At 34.5% G+C, this 22860-nt stretch carries 25 protein-coding genes and 2 other annotated features; of the genes, 23 read left to right on the forward strand and 2 right to left on the reverse strand.

Going from position 1 to position 22860, the window contains the following annotated elements; translation table 11 throughout:
• Window positions 1–10: 10 nt before the first annotated feature.
• From CN925_RS07005 to CN925_RS07055, 11 genes are all read left to right on the forward strand, one after another.
• On the forward strand, window positions 11–520 hold the full coding sequence (locus CN925_RS07005; protein WP_098845540.1) for a GNAT family N-acetyltransferase: 510 nt from the start codon (window positions 11–13) through the stop codon (window positions 518–520).
• Between the two features lie 45 nt (window positions 521–565).
• Window positions 566–1156, forward strand: a complete 591-nt coding sequence (locus CN925_RS07010; RefSeq protein ID WP_098845541.1) for a TetR/AcrR family transcriptional regulator — start codon at window positions 566–568, stop codon at window positions 1154–1156.
• A gap of 110 nt (window positions 1157–1266) precedes the next feature.
• Window positions 1267–2247, forward strand: a complete 981-nt coding sequence (locus CN925_RS07015) for a quinone oxidoreductase family protein (RefSeq protein WP_098845542.1) — start codon at window positions 1267–1269, stop codon at window positions 2245–2247.
• A 270-nt stretch (window positions 2248–2517) separates the two neighbouring features.
• Complete coding sequence (locus CN925_RS07020) at window positions 2518–3663, forward strand: acyl-CoA dehydrogenase family protein (protein WP_098845543.1); 1146 nt, start codon at window positions 2518–2520, stop codon at window positions 3661–3663.
• A gap of 11 nt (window positions 3664–3674) precedes the next feature.
• Window positions 3675–5015: an acetyl-CoA carboxylase biotin carboxylase subunit gene (locus tag CN925_RS07025; protein WP_098845544.1), complete on the forward strand. Its 1341-nt coding sequence runs from the start codon at window positions 3675–3677 to the stop codon at window positions 5013–5015.
• 11 nt (window positions 5016–5026) lie between these two features.
• Window positions 5027–5248 carry a biotin/lipoyl-containing protein gene (locus CN925_RS07030; RefSeq protein WP_098845545.1) on the forward strand — a complete coding sequence of 74 codons (222 nt, stop codon included), beginning with the start codon at window positions 5027–5029 and terminating at the stop codon, window positions 5246–5248.
• Window positions 5249–5259: 11 nt separating this feature from the next.
• A complete protein-coding gene (locus tag CN925_RS07035; RefSeq protein WP_098845546.1) occupies window positions 5260–6171 on the forward strand; it encodes a hydroxymethylglutaryl-CoA lyase in 912 nt (303 codons plus the stop codon).
• Window positions 6172–6948, forward strand: a complete 777-nt coding sequence (locus tag CN925_RS07040) for an enoyl-CoA hydratase-related protein (RefSeq protein WP_098845547.1) — start codon at window positions 6172–6174, stop codon at window positions 6946–6948.
• Between the two features lie 4 nt (window positions 6949–6952).
• Window positions 6953–8482 (forward strand): acyl-CoA carboxylase subunit beta, encoded by a 1530-nt coding sequence (locus CN925_RS07045; protein ID WP_098845548.1) that lies wholly within the window; start codon window positions 6953–6955, stop codon window positions 8480–8482.
• Between the two features lie 228 nt (window positions 8483–8710).
• A complete protein-coding gene (locus CN925_RS07050; RefSeq protein ID WP_098845549.1) occupies window positions 8711–9973 on the forward strand; it encodes a DUF2157 domain-containing protein in 1263 nt (420 codons plus the stop codon).
• Window positions 9963–10472: a GDYXXLXY domain-containing protein gene (locus CN925_RS07055; protein ID WP_180232884.1), complete on the forward strand. Its 510-nt coding sequence runs from the start codon at window positions 9963–9965 to the stop codon at window positions 10470–10472. Before CN925_RS07050 ends, CN925_RS07055 begins: the two co-directional genes overlap by 11 nt.
• Window positions 10473–10525: 53 nt before the next feature.
• Here CN925_RS07055 and CN925_RS07060 read toward each other — a convergent pair whose 3' ends face one another.
• Complete coding sequence (locus CN925_RS07060) at window positions 10526–11092, reverse strand: biotin transporter BioY (protein WP_098845551.1); 567 nt, start codon at window positions 11090–11092, stop codon at window positions 10526–10528.
• Window positions 11093–11652: 560 nt separating this feature from the next.
• Window positions 11653–11881, forward strand: a binding site (T-box leader).
• Between the two features lie 46 nt (window positions 11882–11927).
• Window positions 11928–12160: a binding site (T-box leader), on the forward strand.
• A 370-nt stretch (window positions 12161–12530) separates the two neighbouring features.
• Between CN925_RS07060 and CN925_RS07065 the strand changes: the two genes are divergently transcribed.
• From CN925_RS07065 to CN925_RS07110, 10 genes are all read left to right on the forward strand, one after another.
• On the forward strand, window positions 12531–14267 hold the full coding sequence (locus CN925_RS07065) for an aromatic amino acid hydroxylase (protein WP_098845552.1): 1737 nt from the start codon (window positions 12531–12533) through the stop codon (window positions 14265–14267).
• 110 nt (window positions 14268–14377) lie between these two features.
• A complete protein-coding gene (locus CN925_RS07070) occupies window positions 14378–14746 on the forward strand; it encodes a VOC family protein (protein ID WP_098845553.1) in 369 nt (122 codons plus the stop codon).
• Window positions 14747–14909: 163 nt separating this feature from the next.
• Window positions 14910–15896 (forward strand): GNAT family N-acetyltransferase, encoded by a 987-nt coding sequence (locus CN925_RS07075; protein ID WP_098845554.1) that lies wholly within the window; start codon window positions 14910–14912, stop codon window positions 15894–15896.
• A 42-nt stretch (window positions 15897–15938) separates the two neighbouring features.
• On the forward strand, window positions 15939–16481 hold the full coding sequence (locus tag CN925_RS07080; protein WP_098845555.1) for a GNAT family N-acetyltransferase: 543 nt from the start codon (window positions 15939–15941) through the stop codon (window positions 16479–16481).
• 89 nt (window positions 16482–16570) lie between these two features.
• Complete coding sequence (locus CN925_RS07085; RefSeq protein ID WP_098845696.1) at window positions 16571–16951, forward strand: SRPBCC family protein; 381 nt, start codon at window positions 16571–16573, stop codon at window positions 16949–16951.
• Complete coding sequence (locus CN925_RS07090; RefSeq protein ID WP_098845556.1) at window positions 16952–18070, forward strand: GAF domain-containing sensor histidine kinase; 1119 nt, start codon at window positions 16952–16954, stop codon at window positions 18068–18070.
• A gap of 13 nt (window positions 18071–18083) precedes the next feature.
• Complete coding sequence (locus CN925_RS07095) at window positions 18084–18731, forward strand: response regulator (protein ID WP_098845557.1); 648 nt, start codon at window positions 18084–18086, stop codon at window positions 18729–18731.
• A 49-nt stretch (window positions 18732–18780) separates the two neighbouring features.
• Window positions 18781–19728, forward strand: coding sequence for a 2-dehydropantoate 2-reductase (panE, locus tag CN925_RS07100; protein WP_098845558.1), 948 nt, complete (start codon window positions 18781–18783; stop codon window positions 19726–19728).
• Window positions 19729–20001: 273 nt separating this feature from the next.
• Window positions 20002–20550 carry an NADPH-dependent FMN reductase gene (locus tag CN925_RS07105; protein ID WP_098845559.1) on the forward strand — a complete coding sequence of 183 codons (549 nt, stop codon included), beginning with the start codon at window positions 20002–20004 and terminating at the stop codon, window positions 20548–20550.
• A gap of 17 nt (window positions 20551–20567) precedes the next feature.
• On the forward strand, window positions 20568–20969 hold the full coding sequence (locus CN925_RS07110; RefSeq protein WP_098845560.1) for a VOC family protein: 402 nt from the start codon (window positions 20568–20570) through the stop codon (window positions 20967–20969).
• Window positions 20970–21151: 182 nt separating this feature from the next.
• Here CN925_RS07110 and CN925_RS07115 read toward each other — a convergent pair whose 3' ends face one another.
• Window positions 21152–21583 (reverse strand): YmaF family protein, encoded by a 432-nt coding sequence (locus CN925_RS07115; RefSeq protein WP_098845561.1) that lies wholly within the window; start codon window positions 21581–21583, stop codon window positions 21152–21154.
• A gap of 175 nt (window positions 21584–21758) precedes the next feature.
• Between CN925_RS07115 and CN925_RS07120 the strand changes: the two genes are divergently transcribed.
• Together CN925_RS07120 and CN925_RS07125 are read left to right on the forward strand one after the other, a co-directional pair.
• Window positions 21759–22223, forward strand: a complete 465-nt coding sequence (locus tag CN925_RS07120) for an Lrp/AsnC family transcriptional regulator (RefSeq protein ID WP_098845562.1) — start codon at window positions 21759–21761, stop codon at window positions 22221–22223.
• A 15-nt stretch (window positions 22224–22238) separates the two neighbouring features.
• Complete coding sequence (locus tag CN925_RS07125; RefSeq protein ID WP_098845563.1) at window positions 22239–22853, forward strand: LysE family translocator; 615 nt, start codon at window positions 22239–22241, stop codon at window positions 22851–22853.
• The last annotated feature ends 7 nt before the right edge of the window (window positions 22854–22860 follow it).

The raw sequence follows: 22860 nt of genomic DNA on the forward strand, positions 1-22860 counted from the left end.
GAGAGTAGAGATGGATATTATTCCGATTCAAAAGAAAGATAAAAAAAGCATTTTGAATCTTTATAGAACCGTGACGAAGCACTTGCGCAGCAACCATAATGACCAATGGGATTTATTTTACCCGAATGCATTGGTTATTCGAAGTGATATAACTAACCAAAATATATATGGAATAATTGACAATCATGTCGTAATTGGGGCTGTTGTACTAGATGAATCACAGAGTAAAAAGTATAAACAAATAAATTGGGATGACAAAAATGGGACCCCAGTTTGTATACACCGACTTGCAGTACGACCTGAATACCAAGGAAGAGGAATCGGAAAATTACTATTAGAGTATGTAGAACAATTAGCAATACAAAGGGGCTATACGAGTATTAGATTAGATGTATATTCTTCAAATAACGAAGCAGTGGGACTATATAAAAAGTATGGCTATGTTAATAAAGGGACTATAGAGTATCCATTGCGAAAAAATCCCTACTATTGTATGGAAAAACAACTAAATAATCATTAATTTAATAGATTAGAATTATTAAATATTTTGCCATAGGAGGTAAACATGAAAGAGAATTCGCAGCTAAATTCGAGCTTCCAACTGATATTATCAGTTACTGAACAACTCATCGAAGAAAAAGGCTGTAGAAAAACAACGATGCAAGATATTATTGATCGAACAGGACTTTCTAAAGGGGCTATTTATCACTATGTTACTGGAAAAGATGAACTGTTTGGATTGATATTAAAAGCACGTATCGGGCAAGTCGATGCAAAATTTTTTGAAGTTGTTTCGATGAAAGAAACAATAGGAATTAATGACCCACTCAAAGTAATTGCAAGTGGAGTAGCTAAACATTCTACAGAACAGGATGTAACAACTAAAATATTTATTTATCTACTAGGTCGAATGGATAATCAGAAGGTTGAAGAAATCCTAAAGGATGTATATTTGCATAGTCTAGCAACATCAATAAAGTGGATCGAAGTAGGGCAAGAAGAAGGTGCGATTCCTTTAGTAGTTGATGCAGAAAAAATGGCAAATTTATTTCTAACGTTTATGTATGGTTTAAGGGTTCAAAATACAATGAACAAAGACAATTCTAACATAAATATGAGCGATATATTCGAGATTATGTTCAGAACTTTACAATAACAAAGTAACTAATAAGCCTGTCTTATTGAAACTCATAATAAATTGTTATTTTCCGAGACTTCATTCTTACAGATAAAATAAAGATAATGATCGTAAGTGAGGTGGAGATTGTGAAGGCAGTTGTTGTGACTGAGTTTGGGAAACCAGAAGTATTAAAGATTGTTGATATGGAAGTGCCAATAATTAATTCTAAACAAGTATTAATTAAAGTAGAAAAAGCCAGTGTAAATTTTGCAGATGTAAAAGCTAGATACGGAAAAAAAGGTAAAGGAAAAATTCCTTTTATCCCTGGTCTAGACGCAGCCGGGACTATTGAAGCGATAGGAGATGGTGTTAAGCAGTTTAAAGTTGGTCAAAGAGTTGTAGCATTTCCGGTAGGTGGTTCATATGCAGAGTACGTTGTAGCAAATGAGAATTTAACATTCAAAATACCTGAATCAGTTGGATTTGATGTGGCAGCAGCTTGTCCAACGGTATCATTTCTTTCATATAAACTCTTAGCTGACTTAGCTAGAATTGAAAAAGGAGAAACAGTATTAATTCATTCTGCTGCTGGTGGTGTAGGTACAACTGCTATTCAAATGGCAAGGATTTTAGGTGCTAGTAAGATTATTGGAACAGTAGGAAGTGAGCAGAAGATAGCGTATGCATTAAACGCTGGTGCAGATCATGTGATTTGCTATGAAAAAGAAAACTTTTCAGAAATAGTAAATGAGTTAACTGACGGTATTGGCGCTAATATTATTTTAGATTCAGTAGCAGGTAGAATTTCAGAACAAAGCATTAATTGTTTAGCAAAATACGGGCGACTAGTTCATTTTGGAAATTCAAGTGGTGAAGTTGGTCATTTTAAAACAGGCGAGTTACACTCAAGTTGTCGATCTGTCCTTGGTTTTAGTTTAGGTACAACAAGAAAAGAAAGACCAGAGTCATTGAAGGAAACAGCGAAACAAGTTTTTCAATATATAAATGAAGGGCTTTTAAATATTAAGATAGGGCATTATTTTTCATTAGAAGATGTAGTTAGTGCCCATAGATTAATCGAAAGCAGGCAAAGTACTGGGAAAATAGTATTAGATATCAAGAATTAATTAAGTTGGACGTATCCCTGTAATTAGGGGTATGTCTTTTTTATTTTTTGAATAGGGGGACTACTTTTCCGAACCTTTCCTCTCTTGTCTCAATTTGTCGAACATAGATTAAAGGAAAATGGTAGAAAATATCGAATATTATCAATTGTAAGATTAAAATATTTATTTCTTATACACGAAGTATGGGACTCCACTGCTATTTGATGCAGTTGGAGGCATTCTTACGTTTTTTTAAACGTACCTAAATATTAAAAGGAGAGTGACTAACACATGGATTTTTTATTATCTAAAGAACAGCAAATGATTCAAGAAATGGTACGAGATTTCGCGGCGAAGGAAATTGAGCCTTTTGCAGAGGAACTTGATCGTGATAGCAAATTCCCAATTGAAACGTTCAAAAAAATGGGTGAGTTAGGTTTATTAGGAATTCCGTTCCCTGAAGAATACGGCGGTAGCGGTGGCGATACAATTAGTTATGCTTTAGCTGTAGAGGAAATCGGGCGTGCATGTGGAGGAACAGGTTTAAGCTTTGCTGCAACTTGTTCATTAGGCGCTTCTCCAATTTATTATTTTGGTACAGAAGAACAAAAGCAAAAATACTTAGTTCCTATGGCGCAAGGAAAAACGCTTGGAGCTTTCGGTTTAACTGAGCCAAATGCGGGTTCTGATGCTGGTGGAACACAAACAAAAGCAGTTTTAGATGGTGATGAGTATGTGATTACTGGTGAAAAATGCTGGATTACAAATGCTCAATATTCTAACACAATTATTGTAACTGCTTATACTTCTATTGATGAAAAAGGAAAGAAAAATATTTGTGCGTTTATCGTACCAACAGACTCAAAAGGATTAACAATCACAGATCCTTATGACAAGATGGGTGTTCGTGCATCTAATACGACTCAAATTGTATTAGATGGCGTACGTGTTCCAAAAGAAAATATTCTTGGCAATCCTGATAAAGGTTTTGGCCAATTCTTATATACATTAGATGGTGGTAGAATTTCAATTGCAGCACTTGCTGTAGGGATTGCACAAAAGGCTTTTGACAAAGCGTTAGCATATGCAAAAGAACGTAAACAATTTAAACAACCTTTATCTAGTTTCCAAGCTATTCAATTTAAATTAGCTGATATGGCTATGGGAATTGAGTTAGCAAGAAATATGGTGCACAAAGCTGCGTGGTTAAAAGACAATGGAAAACCGTTTACGAAAGAAGCGGCATTCGCTAAGTTATACGCATCTGAAATCGCTTCCAAAATTGCGAATGAATCATTACAAATTCATGGTGGATATGGTTACATGAAAGAGTATGGCATTGAGCGTTTAGTGCGTGATGCTAAGTTACTTGAAATTGGTGAAGGTACATCAGAAATTCAACGAATAGTAATTGCACGTCAATTAGGATGCCGATAAGGAGAGAGAATATGATCAAAATACTTATTGCAAACCGCGGGGAAATCGCATGTAGAATTATTGAAACATGTAAAAAGCTTCGTTATCAAACTGTAGCAGTTTATTCAGATGCTGATAAAGAAAGTTTGCATGTTAAGTTAAGTGATGAAGCTTTTTCTTTAAAAGGGAATCATACAAAAGATACGTATTTAAACGCAGATTTAATTATAAAAATTGCAAAAGAAAATAATGTAACAGCAATTCATCCAGGGTATGGCTTCTTATCTGAAAATAGTGATTTTGCTAGAAAATGTAAAGAAGCGGGCATTTTATTTGTAGGTCCTAAGCCAGAGCATTTAGAAATGATGGGTGAAAAAATTAGGGCTAGACAAATAATGGAACAATTAAACATTCCATTAATTAAAGGGAATTCTCACCCAATTCAATCAGTTGAAGAAGCAAGAGAAATCGCAGAACAAATAGGCTATCCTGTTATGTTAAAAGCTTCTAGTGGTGGCGGCGGTATTGGTATGAAGTTAATCGAAAACGAAGCACAGCTAGATAAAGAATTTTTAACAACGCAAACGAGAGCTCTTCAATTTTTTGCAAATGATGATGTATTCATCGAAAAAGCGATTATTAAACCGAGACATATTGAAGCGCAAATCGCTGCGGATTCCCATGGCAATGCTGTTTTCCTATTTGAAAGAGATTGCTCAATTCAAAGAAGAAACCAAAAAGTTGTTGAGGAAGCACCATCACCATTCCTTTCTCCACAAGGTAGAAAGAAACTTGAAGAATATGCTCTTACGATTGCTAATCAGATAAAATATGTAAACGTAGGAACAATTGAATTTTTAGTTGATGAAAAAGAAAATATTTATTTCTTAGAAATGAATACTAGATTACAAGTTGAGCACGGTGTAACAGAAGGAATTACAGGAATTGATCTTGTTGAATGGCAGTTCCGTATCACATTCGGTGAAACACTACCAATTCGTCCAACTCATGTAGAAATGAATGGTCATTCGATTGAAGTAAGGGTATATGCTGAGGATCCTAAAACTTTCTTCCCATCGCCAGGAACAGTTCAACACTGTAACTTCCCGGAGGAAATTGGTGTACGTATTGATACGCATCTTTATGATGGATGGGTTGTATCACCGTTTTATGATCCACTATTAGCGAAAGTGATTGTTACGGCTAATACAAGAAAAGAAGCAGTAATTCAACTGCACAATTATCTTAAAAAAATAGAAATTGAAGGTATTAAAACAAATGTGCCGTTTTTGATTGATATTCTATCAACGAATGCATTCCAAGAAGGCGATTATACAACGAGCTTTATTAATGAATATCAAAAAGTGAAATGAGGTAATTAGATATGGAAAACTTAACTGCAATGATGGCTGGAAGCGTATGGAAATGTCTTGTATCTGTGGGGGATGAACTTAGTAGTGATCAAGATTATGTAATCTTAGAATCTATGAAAATGGAAATTCCTCATGCTGCTCCTTATAAATGTAAAGTCGTAAATGTGTTCGTTAACGAAGGCGATTTTATAAACGAGGGCGACACTTTAATTCAAGTTGAAAAACTAGGTTAGGAGTTATTGTGATGAAGCTACCTCAATCGGCTTTTATAAGAGAAGTAGGTCCACGTGATGGCTTGCAAAATGAAAAACAGTTTGTTTCAACTGACAAGAAGCTTGAGTGGATCGATTTATTAGTAAAGAGTGGTTTGACTTATATTGAAGTTTCTTCGTTTGTGAGACCAGACTGGATTCCTCAATTAAGTGACTCAGTAGATCTATTTACAAAGCTTAAGAAAAAAGATGGGGTTACTTATGCAGCTCTTGTGCCTAATAAAAGAGGATTAATGAGTGCATTAGAAGTAGATGCAGATGAAATTAATTTTTTTGTATCTGCTAGCGAAACACATAATTTAAAAAACAAGAACGCGAGTATCGAGCATTCAATGAACGATATTCGCTCAATGATTTCAGAATGTAAAGATAATAAAAAGACTACTAGAGCATATATTTCAACTGTATTTGGTTGCCCATATGAGGGGCCTGTAGACCAAATGAAGGTGATCAAACTTGCAAACCAATTACTTGATTGTGGAGTAGATGAAATTTCCTTAGGAGACACAATCGGAATTGCTAATCCGCTTCAAGTAAATCAATTTTTAGAAAATCTAGTTAAAGAAGTGCCAGTTAATCGAATTGCAATGCACTTCCATGATACATATGGTCGTGCTATTGCAAACCTATATACTTCTTTACTATTTGGAATTGAAAAATTTGATTCATCAAATGGTGGATTAGGTGGTTGTCCATATGCACCAGGAGCAAGTGGTAATGTAGCTACTGAAGATGTTGTTTCATTACTCCATAATTTAGGGATTACAACGAATGTGGATGAAAAGAAACTGCATCAAGCTACATCTTATATCTCTGAACAAATGAACTTAACACCAGTTAGTAAGCTATTTTCCGTATGGAATGGTTCAAAGGAGAGTATTTAAATGGAATCAAGTTTATTAGTAAGTGATATCGGTCATATTAGAATTCTTACATTAAATCGTACAAATGCAGCTAATTCATTATCACGTGAGTTACTAGATGCTCTACATGGCCAAATGGATGAGTTAAAGAAATCATCTGTACGTGCTGTCATATTTACTGGTAGTGGATCTTCTTATTTCTGTAGTGGTGCTGATTTAAAAGAAAGAAGAGGCATGACTGAGAGTGAGGCTCGAGAAACTGTTGAAAAAATCGGGACACTTTTTGAAAAAGTTGAAAGATTACCTATGCCAACAATAGCAGCAATCAATGGAGTTGCCCTAGGTGGGGGACTTGAACTTGCTTTAGCATGTGATTTAAGAATTGCTCATAAAGAAGCAATCGTCGGTTTACCAGAAACATCTCTAGCGATTATTCCAGGTGCTGGTGGTACACAAAGACTACCACGCTTAATTGGACTTGGAAGAGCGAAAGAACTAATCTTTACCGGCAAACGTTTAAATGCACATGAGGCTGAAGGCTATGGGATTCTAGAACATGTTGTTGAAATAGATGAATTACAAAATAAGGCGCTTGAACTATGCGAAACGATCGCAAGCAAAGGTCCTCTTGCAATCCGTGCAGCAAAAAAGGCAATTCAACGCGGTTTCGATCTTCCTTTAGATTTAGGACTAAGATTAGAAACTTATGAATATGAAACTTTACTGCACACAAATGACCGTATGGAAGGTTTAGTAGCATTTCAAGAAAAGCGTAAGCCGCAATATAAAGGAGAGTAATTGCATGTCAAACGAAGCAACATATCAAGCTCGAAAAGAACAAATACTTTCTGGTGGGAAAGAAAAATATCATGAGAGCAATGCCAAAATTGGTAAGCTCTTTGCAAGGGAAAGAATTAATCAACTTTTAGATAAAGACAGTTTCGTGGAAGATGGTTTCTTTGCGAACTGTATGAATGACGAATTTCCAGCAGATGGCATCGTAACAGGAATCGGTAAAATTGATGGCCGTACTGTATGTGTGATGGCAAATGATTCAACTGTAAAAGCAGGTTCATGGGGCGAAAAAACAGTAGAAAAGATCATCCGTATTCAAGAAACATGTTTAAAAATGCTTGTACCTTTAATTTATTTAGTAGACTCTGCAGGAGCACGTATTACGGATCAAGTATTTATGTTCCCAGGTAGACGTGGTGCTGGACGTATATTCCATAACCAAATTAAACTATCAGGTCAAGTACCTCAAATCTGCTTATTATTTGGTCCTTCTGCTGCAGGTGGAGCTTATATTCCTGCATTCTGTGATTCTGTATTCATGGTTGAAGGTAATTCTTCAATGTACTTAGGTTCACCTCGTATGGCTGAAATGGTAATTGGTGAAAAAGTTACACTCGAAGAAATGGGTGGAGCTAGAATGCACTGTTCAGTTTCAGGCTGCGGAGATGTATTATGTGAGACAGAAGAAGAAGCAATTGCTAAGTTAAAAGATTATTTATCTTACTTACCAACTAATTTCAAGCAAGGAGCTCCTGTTGTTGAGGCTAAAAATCCTGTTCAAAAGGAGAAGTCTTTAGCAGAGATTATTCCAAGCAATCAAAACGTTCCATTTTCTATTTATGAATTCATTGATCGAGTAGTTGATGAAGATTCATTCTTTGAAATTAAAAAGCTATTTGCACCTGAACTAGTGACTGGTTTTGCTAGATTAGATGGACGTAGTGTAGGAATTATCGCTAACCAACCGAGAGTTAAAGGTGGCGTATTATTCCACGATTCAGCGGATAAAGCAGCTAAATTTATTAATTTATGTGATGCTTACCATATTCCTTTATTATTCTTAATGGATGTACCTGGTTTCATGATTGGTACAAAAGTAGAGCGTGCAGGAATTATCCGCCACGGTGCGAAAATGCTATATAGCATGAGTAATGCATCTGTTCCTAAAATCTCTGTAATCGTTCGTAAAGCATACGGTGCTGGACTATACGCAATGGCAGGCCCTGCATTTGAAACAGACTGTGTAATTGCATTCCCATCTGCACAGATCGCGGTAATGGGTCCTGAAGCAGCAGTTAACGCAGTATATGCAAAGAAAATTGCAAGCTTACCAAAAGAAGAACAAGCGGCCTTTATCCAAGAAAAACGTAAAGAGTATGCTGAAGATATCGATATTTACCGCTTAGCATCTGAGCTAGTAGTAGATGTAGTCATTCAACCAGAAGAGCTACGTACAGAGCTAATTAAGCGTTTTGCTTATTACTCAGAATCTTATGAAACTCCTGCTACGAAAAAGCATGGTGTTTATCCTGTTTAAATGATAATGAAATGGTCCTATTGTAGGGGCTGTCAGAGTGTAGAGAAACTATTTCTCTACACTTTTTTATTTAATCTGACCTTAGTGGGAAATCTTATGATTTAAACAAACGTTTGATTAAACATATTTCCATAATATTTTAGATTTAGAGGTAATTTATGTTTTATTAAGAAATTATAATAGTAATAGGAGTAGTTTTTATAAACTGCTACTAAAAGGGGGGATTAGATGAGTAAATTAGAACAGAAGCTAAAAGAATGGCACAAACAAGACTTACTAGATGAAGCTTCATTAAATCGTATACTTGAGTATGAAAGGCATCGGGCTAAAGCTGAGAAGCAATCATTTTTAGGAGAGATTGTACCATTTTTAATTGCTTTACTTGTTGCATTTTCAATATTAGCGCTTGTGGGCAGTAACTGGAATGAATTTAGCCAAACCATGAGATTAGTCATTATTTTTGTAACACTATTAGTTTTCCACACAGTTGCATTTATAAGTTATCAAAAGGGTAAAGAATTGTTTGGGCATTGTTTAAACTTTATAAATGTAATTGGGTACGCATGTGCATTTGTGTTAATTGTGCAAATGTATCAATTTGCTAGTGACAGTCCGGTATTTTTGATCACTTGGACAATGCTTTCGTTCCTCTACTACTATGTGTTAAAGCATAATATGTTCTATTATCTTTTCCTAGGAATCGGATTTTTTAGTTTGAGCTATAGTGCAGGAATAGAAACTGCACATGTATATCTTCTCCAAATTCCATTACTACTTTGTTCAATTTACTTCTTAAAAATAATGAAGAGTCGTTGGAATGCTAGCTTTAATTATACATTTCTAGGTTATATAATCGTTATGTTTTTCCAGACAATTTCAGATCGCCAATATATGATGCCAATTATTCTAGTAGTGTTTATTCTTTGGTATTTACATGAACGTGGGGTTATTAATTATGTTCTTTTACCTGTATTTACTGTATTTATATGGTTATTCACATTTTTCACTTCATTATTTGGGGAATCATATGAGGCAGTTCACGAGTTACAAAAGGAATTTACACATGGATTTTTAAAACCAGTTGCGGTCCCACTGTTCGATACGATTATTTTATTAATGCTTTTACTAGCAATCTATACTGTGTACAAGAAATGGAAGGACAATAAATCATTTCATAATTATCTTTGGATCTTCTTATTTATATTCGTACTACCTATATTAGGGGTACAAGATCAATTAGCCAATATGATCGTAGGCATCTTAATACTATTTGCTTATTCATGTATCCGTTTATTTAAAGGCGTATCGGGCCAGGAAAAAGGAAGTATTATTATTGGTTTCATCACATTTGCCTCACTCGTAATCGGAATTTATACAGGATTTGCTATTTCATTTATAAGTAAATCAATCGTGTTTATTATCCTTGCAGTCGTTTTATATTTTGTCTATACCCAATCGAAAAAAGCAAGAGGTGATGAACATGCAAAATAAGAAGAAATTACTTTTGCTTTCAATCATTCAATTTATATTATTACTAGCTTTACTTGGAAACATTATGTACTTTAAGCAATCAGCCGATACGTTTAAAATAAAGTCACAAAGTATGGATCCAGTTGAACCTTTATTAGGTCATTATGCAGCTTTGTCCTATGATTTTGATTCAATAACGATGAAGGATTGGAAAGGTAAAGCTAAACCAAAAGAAGGGGAAAAGGTTTATATTATTTTTAAAAAGGGTCAAAATGATCTTTACCAGTTAGATTATGTAACAAACCATCGCCCAAATCATTCAAAATACATTAAAGCAACAATTCAATACACATATTATGATGAAGCAGAAAAAGAAGAAATACGAATCAACCATAATCTAAGTCGTTTTTACATTCCTGAGGGCCAAATGGACAAATACAATCAAGGTGGAACTAAGTATATTGTGACCATCCAACATAAAGGAGATCGATCAGTCGTTAAAGCTGTTGAAGTTCAATAAAATAATCCTTTAACAAAAAAAGAGCCCATATCTAAAAATGAGCTCTTTTTGTATTACGCTGAAATTTCATCACGTTTTAATAAATTAGCCTTTGCTAAACGTCTTCCAATCACTACACCTAATGCAGATGCTACATATGCTTTAACGAATCCAAGTATAATGAAAGGATAAAATCCGAAAGTCATTGCATCGTGCCAGCTTAAAGTAGCTGCAATTTTTAACCACACAGTACCAAAAATTAATGTAACAAACATTCCGATTGTATTTGCAATCATTGCATTTAAGACCGTGAACTTAGTTTTTTCAATAAAGTAAGCGATGATGAAAACTGTTGGAATAAAACCAATTAAATAACCACCAGTCGTACCGACAAGTACACCAAACCCCGCAGCACCACCTGCAAACACCGGAATTCCGACTGCGCCAAGTGCTAAATAAAGAAGTAACGAGATTGTTCCGTACTTTTTACCTAAAATCGTAGCCGCTAAGCCAATTGCTAATGTTTGACCTGTGATGGGTACAGGAGAAAAAGGCAAAGGAATAGATACTTGAGATAGAATACCAATAATTGCTGCAAATAAAGCTGAATTAATAAGCATTTTTAATCTTTCTTGTTGCATTACAATATCTCCCTCTCTTTATGTTAACTTATTTTGTTTGTAAGTTAACATATTATAAATTAATTATATTTTATATAAGAAGATTGTCAATATGTACAAATTCTAAATAATTTAATGATGAAGATGTGAAGTGAAAATATGGCAAAAGAAAAACGTAAAATTACATAAGAATATTTAAAATTAAAAAGAATCTCGTAAGGAATATCAAAATGAGAAAAGAAATATTTATTAGAAAAGTTTTTAAGAATGTTTATAATAAATTTTATTAATATAATTTTTAACGGGTTTAAGCTCTAGTAGAGGAACCATTAACTCTAAATATTAATTGTTAAATCATTGTTTAGAAGGTTAAGAGAGAGTGATTAAATAGATTGCTTATCTATAAATTAAGATAATTAATTCCTAAATTAGTTTTTAAGGTAATGGGGTTTTTTCAATCGAAATTATTTAAAGACAATGATTATTATTTTATTAAAATAATAAAAAGTGTAAAAAAAACAATAGTTAAAAAGTGTTGACATTTACAAAAAATAGGAATAAAGTATGTATTAATTGAATCGCGAAAAGCAATGATAGGAATTTTAGTAGTGGAGTTTTCCCTGTATCAGAGAGCTGGTGGTTGCTGCAAACCAGTACATAGAACACATGAATTACGATCCTAGAGCATCTTCCTCGAAACGAATGGTGAGGGGAAGACGGTGAAGAGCCGTTATGAAATGAAGATATTAGTATTATTTTTCATACTAATAATTTAGGGTGGTACCGCGAATAGACTATTTCGTCCCTACTGTGCAAACAGTAGGGACTTTTTTATTTTAAAAATAATAATTAAATAAGATAAGCAATGATTGGAGCAAAAGTAGTAAAGTTTTCCCTGTAACAGAGAGCTGATGGTTGGTGCAAATCAGTACATAAAACTTTATGAATTACAATCCATGAGCATCTTCTTCGAAACGAATAGTGAGGGGAAGACGGTGAAGAGCCGTTATGAAATGAAGATATTGGTAAGTTTTAGTAAAATTTATTAATAACTAGGGTGGTACCACGAGTTTAACGTTCGTCCCTACTGTATAAACAGTAGGGATTTTTTTTATGTAAAAAATCGTGGATGCATGTGTTGATGGAACGGAATAAGCTACAAGAGTGGTGAAAAAATGAAATCAGAGAAAACCCTGTATTTTATGGTGTCAACGCCTTCCACATTTTGGATTTGAAAGGAGTGATGTGTTTGGTTGATTACGACTATATACCGAATAAAAAAAGATTTTGTAGAAAGAAGGAGTAAATTGGAGAAAAGTAGAAATGGTTTAATGATGGAAACTTGCTTAAAAATGCTCAAAAAAAGCTTTTAGCAAGATATAGATAGAACGGGTATTTTTAAGAAAGTAGAGTAATAGATTTTTAAGTGAAATAATTTTTAAAAAGGGGAATTGATGACATGAAAGAAGCAGCTTTTGAAACAAAAGTAATACCACCTCATTTGAAGCAATACTTATCTGAGCAAAATTATGATCTTTACACGCCAATTGATCATGCTGTATGGCGCTATGTAATGAGACAAAATCATCATGCATTAAAAGATAGAGCACATTCTGCATTTGTCGATGGACTAAAGATGTCAGGAATTGAAACGGAAAAAATTCCAAATGTAGCTGAAATGAACGAGTGCCTTTCAAAAATTGGTTGGGGCGCAGGAATCGTTAATGGATTAATTCCAGGTGCTGCATTTTTTGAACTTTTAGCAAATGGTATTTTGCCAATCGCAACTGAAATTAGACAAATCACGAATATAGAATATACACCTGCTCCAGATATTATTCATGAGGCTGCAGGACACGCGCCTATTCTTTTTGACCCTGTATTTAGGGAATACGTACAAAAGATTGGTTCAATTGGTGCAAAGGCATTTGCTACAAAAGAAAAACAAGAATTATTTGAAGCAGTTAGAAATTTAACGATTGTAATGGAAGATCCAAAATCAACACCAGAAGAAAAAGCTGCTGCACAAAAATTAGTTGAAGAAAGACAAAAAGCAATAGTTGGCATTTCTGAAGCTGAAAAAATTTCACGTGTATTCTGGAGAACAGTTGAGTATGGCCTAATTGGTGAATTAGATAATCCAAAAATTTACGGTGCTGGATTATTATCATCAGTAGGTGAAAGTACACATTGCTTTACAGATGCAGTTGAAAGACTACCTTTTTCTATTGAAGCTGCTACATTACATCCGAAAAATATTACTGAAATGCAAGCGCAATTATTCGTATGCAAAGATTTCGAAGAGTTAATGCAAGGTGCAGAAGAATTAGCAAGCACGATGGCATTCCGTGTAGGCGGTACAGAAAGCTTAGATAAAGCACTTAAATCGAAAAGCGTTGCTACATTTGAATTAAATTCTGGATTAAGTGTAACGGGTGTTGTTCATGCAATTTTAAAAGACGAAAACGGTGAAGCAATTTACGTAAACACAACTGGTGAAACAGCACTTTCAATAAACAATAAGCAATTAGAAGGTCACGGAAAAGACTATCATGCTAAAGGATTTGGTACACCAATTGGACTTCTAAAAGGAAATATTGAATTAGAAGAATGTGATGATGTTGCACTTAAAAATTTAGGTATTGTCGTAGGAAACTTTGTTGATTTAGAATTCTCAAGCAATGTAAGCGCTTCCGGGAGAGTTGTGAATATCATTAAAAATGGAGACAAAGTAGCATTAATCTCATTTGAAGACTGCACTGTTACTTACGAAGGAAAAGAGTTATTCAAAAAAGAATGGGGAACTTTTGATATGGCAGTTGGTTCTCGAGTTGTATCAGCATACCCTGGTGCAGCTGACCCGACTTCTTACTTTAGTGATTCAATTAAAGAAGTAGAGTTCGTAATGGAAACACCAGCCCCATTAACTGAATTAGAAAAATTATATAAAGAAGTTAGAGTAATTAGAGAAAAAAATACATTCTGTGATGACTGTATTTCTAAATTGATTGCTGTACATGAAGAGCTTAATCGTGAACACCAAAGCGATTGGTTATTACGATTAGAATTACTTGAAATTGCAACAGTTAATCCAAAATTAGAGCAACTTGTTGAGCCGTTAAAGGCTGAATTGGAAGCATTAAGAAAAGAGGATTCTTTAAAGAATCTTATTACAAATGGCTTAAAGTTAGTTTAATATGTAAGAATATTAGGAAAAGCGTTACTTCTATAATGTAATGCTTTTCTTATTTATTCGTTCTGGTAATCTAAAGGTATAAACTTTTCATAATGAGAGTGGTGTTAGAAATGGGATTTGAAATAAAAGGAATTGATCATATTCAATTAGTTTGTCCAAAGGGTGGAGAGGACGAGGCTAGAAAATTTTATCATGAAATTTTAGGTATGAAAGAATTGCCAAAGCCTGATAATTTAAAAGGCAGAGGCGGATGTTGGTTTATTTGCGGCAATCAAGAAATTCATATTAGTATTCAAGAAGATTTTATAGCACCTAAAAAAGCTCATCCAGGCTTAATTGTTACAAACATAGAGGTATTAAGAGAGCAACTTCTTCAACTCGATTTTGAAATCAAAGAGGAACCACCAATAGAGGGTCGAACGCGTTTTTTTGTGAATGATCCGTTTGGGAATCGAGTCGAGTTTTTAGAATTTCATTAAGCATTATTTACTAGCCACTGTTAATTGACGGTGGCTATTATTTTTAAGGGATTGTTGAAAGTATTACTAGAAACATCAATATCTTCTATAAGCAGGAAGTAAAGCTCTTTTTATTGAAACTAATTAAATAAGTAATTTTTATTTAATGGTCGGGAGGTGTACGATGAAATTTGTCACATTCGGAAATAAACACTTAGATGAAGCGGCTAGTCTTTTGGCTATCCGTCATAAGTATGACCGTCGTATAAACCCTGAATTGCCATCAAAATTTGAAGAGGCTACATATACTAAAAAAGCTATTGAGGCACTTTTTAATGAAAAGAATAGTTTTGGTATTGCAGCGGTGGATGATTCTGGTTTAGTTGGGTATATAATTGGGTCAATTCAGACAGATAAAAATCGAGAACGTCATACTTGGATTAAGTATGCAGGGATGGCTATAGTAGATAGTAGAGATGCCGAATTATATCGTGAATTATATACAGAGTTTGCCAAGAAAATGGTAGAGCTTGGTTCGTTTTATCATTATGTAATGGTACCAAGTGGGAATAAATCAACTTTAGATGCTTGGCTTCATTTAGGATTTGCCTATGAGCAGGTTCATGGAATACGTGATTTGTCAGTTTCTTCGGATCGAATATTTAAAGATATACAGATTCGAAAGGCTACTAGTGAAGATGAAAGAAGAATACGTGAATTGGCAACTGTGATCATGGAACACCAAGCGAAGTCACCAGTTTTTGCCCCAGGTTTCATTGAAGAAAGAGAAGATTATCAGGAAGGTTACGCAGAAATTATTAATGATGAAGCCGCGACGTTATGGTTAGCTCTTTATCAAAATGAAATTGTAGGTTTTCAAGTATTTGAATCAGCTGCAACATCCGATGAGAATTTATTAACACCTGAATCTTGCATTAGTTTAGTAGTAGGAGCAACGGTCGAGTCTTCTCGCAAAATGGGAATTAGTACGGCATTATTGCAGCATGGGCTTACTTCTGCTGATAAAGAAGGTTATAAACTTTGCGAAACAGATTGGAGAATAACGAATTTAGAGTCCTCGAGATTCTGGCCAAAAAATGGTTTTAAACCAATCGCTTATCGACTTGTCCGTAAGATCGATCCGAGAATAATTTGGGCAACAGGCGTTTGATGGGTCAGGGAAAGTAGGGGAATTAGGGAGTGTAGGAAAAAAATGAAATTAGTTGGTAATCATATATATTTAAGACATTTAGATGTGGCAGATGCAGAGGATTTTTTATCATACGAAGTTCGAAATAGAGAGTTTTTTAAACCTTTTACATATATAAAAGACGAGAGTTTCTATACTTTGAAAGCTCAGCAGGATCGCATTAGGTCATATAAAGAGAAAAGTGACAATGATCTGTATTATGGCTTTGGTATCTTTTTAAAGGAAACAAATGCTTTTATAGGTTTTATGATGCTATCAGAAGTTTTAAGAGGAGATTTACAAAGTTGTTTTGTCGGTTATTCTTTAGATGAACAACAAAATGGTAAAGGATATACAACTGAAGCTGTAAAGTTAGTTGTGGATTATGCTTTTAACGAATTAAAATTACATCGTATTGAAGCAGGTGTAATGCCACATAACATCGGTTCAATAAGAGTATTAGAAAAGGCAGGTTTCCATAAAGAGGGAATTGCCAAGAAAAATGTACGGATTAACGGGAAGTGGGAAGATCATCAAATGCTAGCTATTATTAATGAAAACGAATAGCTATATATTTTTTGGAGGGATTAGTATTGAATATTATTAGTTATCCAGATTTATCGAGTAGACCACATAGTCTTACAGTGGAACGAGTAATGGAAAATTCGATAGATGTGTTGTATGAAGCTTGGACTAAACGGTTTGGTGATTGGTTTGCTGCACCAGATTCGGTAATTATGAAGGCAGAGGTTAATTCTGTATTTTTCTTTGAGACGCATTTTGAAGATAAACGCCATCCTCATTATGGCCGCTTTTTAAAACTTGAGCATAATCAACTTGTTGAGATTACTTGGTTCACTGCTGGAACAAAAACGGAGACAGTCGTCACTGTTGAGTTTTCAACGAATGAAAGTGGAGCAGCAGTTATTAGATTAACACATGCAGGGTTTCCAGATGAATTATCGAGAGACCAACATGAGCAAGCGTGGCCGATGGTGCTTGAACAGCTTGATCGCCGAATGAAGGAATTAACATAAATGAAAAAAGAATCTTTCCTTTTAGAGCTACAAGTATTAAAAGAAATTGCTGAAATATTGAACGAGGGTACTGATCTACACAGTACCCTCAATTGTGCCCTAGCCAAATTAGTTCAAGTTACGGGTCTAGATACAGGATGGATTTTTTTAATTGATAAAAATGGGGAATTTGAATTAGTCGCTTCATATGAATTGCCACCGGCTCTTATGAACAAAGAAGTTAAGCCAATGTGCAATGGAGATTGTTGGTGTGTTAATAAATATAATACAGGTAGGCTTAATAAAGCATCGAACATCATGGAGTGTAAAAGGTTAGAAGACTCAATGATTCATAATTGGGGAGAAACAAATGGTGTCACTCATCATGCGACCGTACCACTGCAAGCAGGTGAAGAATCTTTTGGTTTATTAAATGTTGCTGCTTCTAATAAATTAAAATTTGATCAAGAAGAATTGAATTTACTAGGTGCAGTTGCGTTGCAAATCGGAACGGCAATTAAACGAATTCAATTAACTGAAAAGGTAAAAGAGTTTGAGTTGATTCAAGAAAGAAATCGACTTGCAAAGGACCTACACGATTCTGTTAGTCAATTATTGTTTTCGATTAATGTAAATGCTAAAGCAGGTGCAAATGTATCCGACAGCCCGAGGTTAAAGGAAACATTTAATCATATTCAACAAATTGCCCAAGAAGCACAAGCAGAAATGAAAGCCTTAATATGGCAGCTTAGACCACAAGGTATTGAAAAAGGAATCGTTAGTGCATTAATTGACTATGGAGAAATGCTAGGATTAAAAGTAATTAGTAATGTAAAAGGAACAACGATATTACCATCTAAAATAGAAGAAACATTATGGCGTGTTGGCCAGGAAGCGTTTAATAATTGTAGAAAACATTCAGGGCAAAATACGGTCTATTTACAGTTATCAATTAGTACAAAGAAAGCAAAAATGACGATTTCTGATCTGGGTGTAGGTTTTATATGCCCAAAGGATGTACAAATTCCTACATTAGGTTTGAAAAGTATGAAGGAAAGAGTGGAATCAATAAAAGGATCATTTTTAGTTGAAAGTGATTTAAATAAAGGAACAAAAATTACGACGAGTATCCCTTTTTAAGAAGGAGAGTTATATGTCTATTAAAATATTAATTGCTGATGATCATCATGTAGTTAGGAGGGGACTTATTTTCTTCTTAAATACACAAGATGATATCGAGGTTATTGGAGAAGCATCAAACGGAGAAGAGGCATTAAGATTAGTAAAAGAGTTAAGACCTGATATTGTCATCATGGATTTAGCAATGCCGGTTCTAGATGGGATTGAGGCAACGAAAAGAATAAAATTAGAGGGATTAGCTGTTAAAGTAATGATATTAACTAGTTTTTATGATCAAGATCATATTTTGCCTGCTATTGAAGCGGGTGCAGCCGGATATTATTTAAAGGATAGTGACCCAGATGAGCTCGTTTCCGCAATCCGGAAGATACACGATGGGGAAAAGCAGTTTCATTCGAAGGTTACGACACAATTAGTTTCAGCTTTAACTGGGAAGACCGAAACGAAGAATGATGAGTCATTTAAAGATAAATTAACGAAAAGAGAAATGGATGTATTGAAGGAAATTACGAGGGGAAAGAGTAATAAAGAAATAGCAGCATCTTTATTCATTACAGAAAAAACTGTAAAAACCCATGTTTCAAATATATTATCCAAAACCCAGCTTCAAGACCGAACTCAACTAGCGCTATACGCAGTACGAAATGGGATTTTAAAATAAATCGTAGCGAGTTAAAGATTTTAAATTTTTAGTAGAAAGGAAGAATGTTATGCGAATTCTAGTAGTAGGAGCTGGAGGAATCGGCGGCTATTTTGGAGGACGTTTAGTAGAAAAGGGAGAAGATGTTACCTTTTTAGTACGAGCTAATCGAAAAAAACAGCTAGAGGAAAATGGTTTAGTCATTCGGAGTGTGAATGGTGATTTTTCATTTCAACCGAAACTAATTACAGCAAAGAGTCCAGCCGAGATTTTTGACATCGTACTTTTCTCGACTAAGTCATATCATTTAAGCAACGCTATTTTGGATGTATCACCGTTCGTAGGTGATCAAACTGTTATTATACCTCTTTTGAATGGTATTGCTCATCTAAATCCTTTAAAGCAGACATTTGGTGAAGACAAGGTTATAGGCGGTTTATGTTTTATTGAAACAACTTTGAATGAAGCTGGGGAAGTTGCTCAAACGAGTAAAGCAGCTAGACTTGTTTTTGGTGAATTCTTAAGCAAAGAAACTGACCGTATTAAAAGAATTGCTGATGCATTTAGTGGATCAAAAGCTGACTTTGTCTATAGTAAGCAAATTGAACGTGATATGTGGCATAAATATTTATTTATTACTGTAATGTCTGGCGTAACGTCTCTTATGCGTGCTCCAATTGGCCCGATTAGAGAAAGTGAAGGTGGAAGAGCTACAATCCGTGAATTATTTGAGGAATGCGCTAATATTATGAGGTCTCATGGTGCACCAATTTCTGAAAATATTGTAGACGAGCATATGAAATCAATCGATGCACTTGGATATGATATGAAGTCCTCTTTGCAAAGGGATATGGAAAAAGGTTCCTTAGTAGAGGGTGACCACTTGCAAGGGTATTTACTAGAACTTGCAAAAAGAAAGGATATAACTGCTAAATTACTTGAGTTAGTGTATCAAAATATTAAAGTCTATCAAAAAATGAATCAAGATCGAAGTTACCAAGAAATCAAATCAGTCTGAAAATCCAGTTTTTAAATACTTTTTCTACATACTGAGGAAGTAAACCAGCGAAAATTAGAAAGTTCCTTGCTCATGACAGGTTTTAGTGGAATAAACCAAAAAATTGTCGTAGTTGACAAGCTCATTTTTAACACTCTGAAAATCTACAACTTTGGTTGTAGATTTTTTTATTTTTATGTACTCCTAAACGTGTAGAAAAGTTCTATCAAACGACTGAAGTTTGGTCTTTATTAATTGACTATACTAAAAGTACAAATTAAAGGAGTGGAAAATATGAATATTTTAATGATTAATGGTAGCCCAAGAAAAGATGGCCGTACGGGTAAATTAACGACAATCATCTCGAAAAAATACAATGTAAAAACAATTGATTTGAGTGAACTTGTATTACCAATCTATAACGGCCAAGAGGAGCAAAATGAAATAGCAAACATTCAAAAACTAAGATCACAACTAGAAAATGCTGATGCTATGATCATTGCAACTCCAGAATATCATGGTGGAATGAGCGGAGCATTAAAAAATGCCTTTGACTTTTTAGGTAGTAAGCATTTTAAAGATAAGCCTGTCGCAATCTTGGCAGTATCTGGTGGAGGAAAGGGTGGAATTAATGCACTTAACAATATGCGAATTGTTTTAAGAGCATTATATGCAAATGTTTTATCGAAACAAGTTGTCATTGATCCATCAGACTTTCTATCCGAAGGTACTGCGTTAGAAGAAAATACATCTTATTCAGTCGATAGCTTATTTCAAGAATTGAAGCGCTATACACAACTATCAAAAATGCTAAATGATGAATGGGCAGCTTCAAATTATTAAAGGATAGGGTGATAACAATGAAAAACTGGGTTCAGTTTAGAATTGCAAGACCTACTAACCAATTAGCAGAAATTAGTAAGTTCTACGGAGAGGGGTTAGGACTAAAACGTGTGGGCGGATTTCAAAATCATGATGGATATGATGGGGTCATGTTTGGACTACCAGATGTTGAGTACCATTTAGAATTTACTCAACATATTGATGGAAGCCCATGTCCTGCTCCAACAAAGGATAATCTTTTAGTATTTTATCTTCCACATAAAGCTGAAATCGATCTTGTCAAAAACCGATTAAATAATTTGGGATATATTGATGTGGAACCTGAGAATCCGTATTGGCTCGGGAAAAGTATTACATTTGAAGACCCGGATGGATGGAGGATTGTGTTAATGAATACTGAAGGATTGAGAAAAACTTAGGACTACGTTATAAAACGATGAAGGACTTTCCAAGGAAGGCCCTTCATCGTTTTTTAATTACGCTTTTATGAATCGTTGATCTATCGGTGAAATTTTTTGATAAGATGTTTAAAGCTGAAAAGAGCTTTAGAAAATTATGTATATTATATTGTATGAAATATACATAAGAATCCTCGATACCTTTATACTAGTGGTCTATCGATCAGAGTTGCAAATTCAAGATTATGCTCATGATCATCGTTAATTGTTGTCATTCCTTTGACAAAGTGAACATGCTTTCCGTTTCCTACCGGAATAGGGGGACCTGTTTCAATAATAACTTCGTGATGATGATCGAGAAAATCTGTATTTACTACAATTCGATGGATATGACTATGTCTTCCTACGGGAATGACTTCACTTGTAACGCCAGCAAAACGATGATTATGTCGGTCGTCACCTTCTTCTGCCAGTTTAGTACTTGCAACAAATTCATGTACATGTGTTTGTGGTTTTTCTTCTTTGTGTTCTACTTCTTTCTCTGTTGTAGGCTCTCTTTCATTTTCTTCATTAAACTCCCTTTCTCTTTCTTTCTCCCTTAATCTTCTTCGATATTCAAATGGGTCCCTTTTCATAAATTGACGCCCCCTTCGATAAAGATTGTCTTCCTTTTTCATCTTATTAGTACAGGTAAATAAATATGTTTATTATACGCGCATATTTAGAATGTAATTTCATTTGGGAATATTGAAATACTTTCATAAAATAAGTAAAATGGAATAAATAATTACAAAAAGAAGGTTTGTTTAGATGGATACTTTTGATTTGAAAATTATTAATCGTTTAATGGATAATTCTAGAATAAAATGGGCTGATTTAGCTAGTGGGATTGGCTTGTCAGCTCCGGCAACGGCTGACCGAGTTAACAGATTAGTCGAACAAGGTGTGATTAAAGGATTTGGTGTTTTAATTGATTCAGAAAAAGTTGGGAGTGAATTAACAGCATTTGTAGCAGTCTCACTTGAGCGACCTGAAAATAGAGCACCATTTTTAGAACTTGTTAATCAATTAGAGGAAGTACAGGAATGTCACCATATTGCTGGTGAAGATGATTATTTACTAAAAATAAGAAGTAGGAATACAAAAGACTTGGATCGTGTAATTAGTCATGAAATAAAAGGAATAAAGGGTGTAATAAGAACAAAGACAACAATTGTAATGGATACAACGAAGGAAACATTTCGACTTCCATTACAAAAACATAAATTTCGATAGGGTAGGGAGGGTAATATGAACCTTGAATTTTATTTTAAAGGATTATTAATTGGCCTATCAATTGCTGCACCTGTTGGACCAATTGGAGTACTGTGTATCCGTAGAACGCTAGCGTATGGGCGGATGGTTGGTTTAGTTTCTGGTCTTGGGGCTGCGACTGCTGATGGTATTTATGGGTTAATTGCAGGCTTTGGATTAACTGTCATTACGAATTTTTTAATTGGTCAACATTTTTGGATACAGTTAATCGGGGGCTTTTTTCTATGCTATTTAGGTGTAAAAACACTTATTTCAAAAGCCAGCTTTACTCAATCTGATACGCAGAAGAAAAATATGTTTAATGCATTTTTATCCGTTTTATTTTTAACGCTAACAAACCCAATGACGATTTTATCATTTATCGCCATCTTTGCAGGATTAGGAATTTCTAGTTCAGGTAGTAATATTGTTTCTTCCGTCATTTTAGTATTAGGTGTTTTTTGTGGTTCAAGTTTATGGTGGGTCATATTAAGCACTGGTGTGGGACTATTTAGAACTCGAATTAATAATCGTTCTTTAACAGTAATTAACCGTTTGTCAGGTATTATCATACTTATTTTTGGTGGTATAGCTTTATACGGATTAATGTAAAGTAACT

It is taken from the genome of Bacillus sp. AFS055030 (genome assembly GCF_002574545.1).
Taxonomy (GTDB): domain Bacteria; phylum Bacillota; class Bacilli; order Bacillales; family Bacillaceae_G; genus Gottfriedia.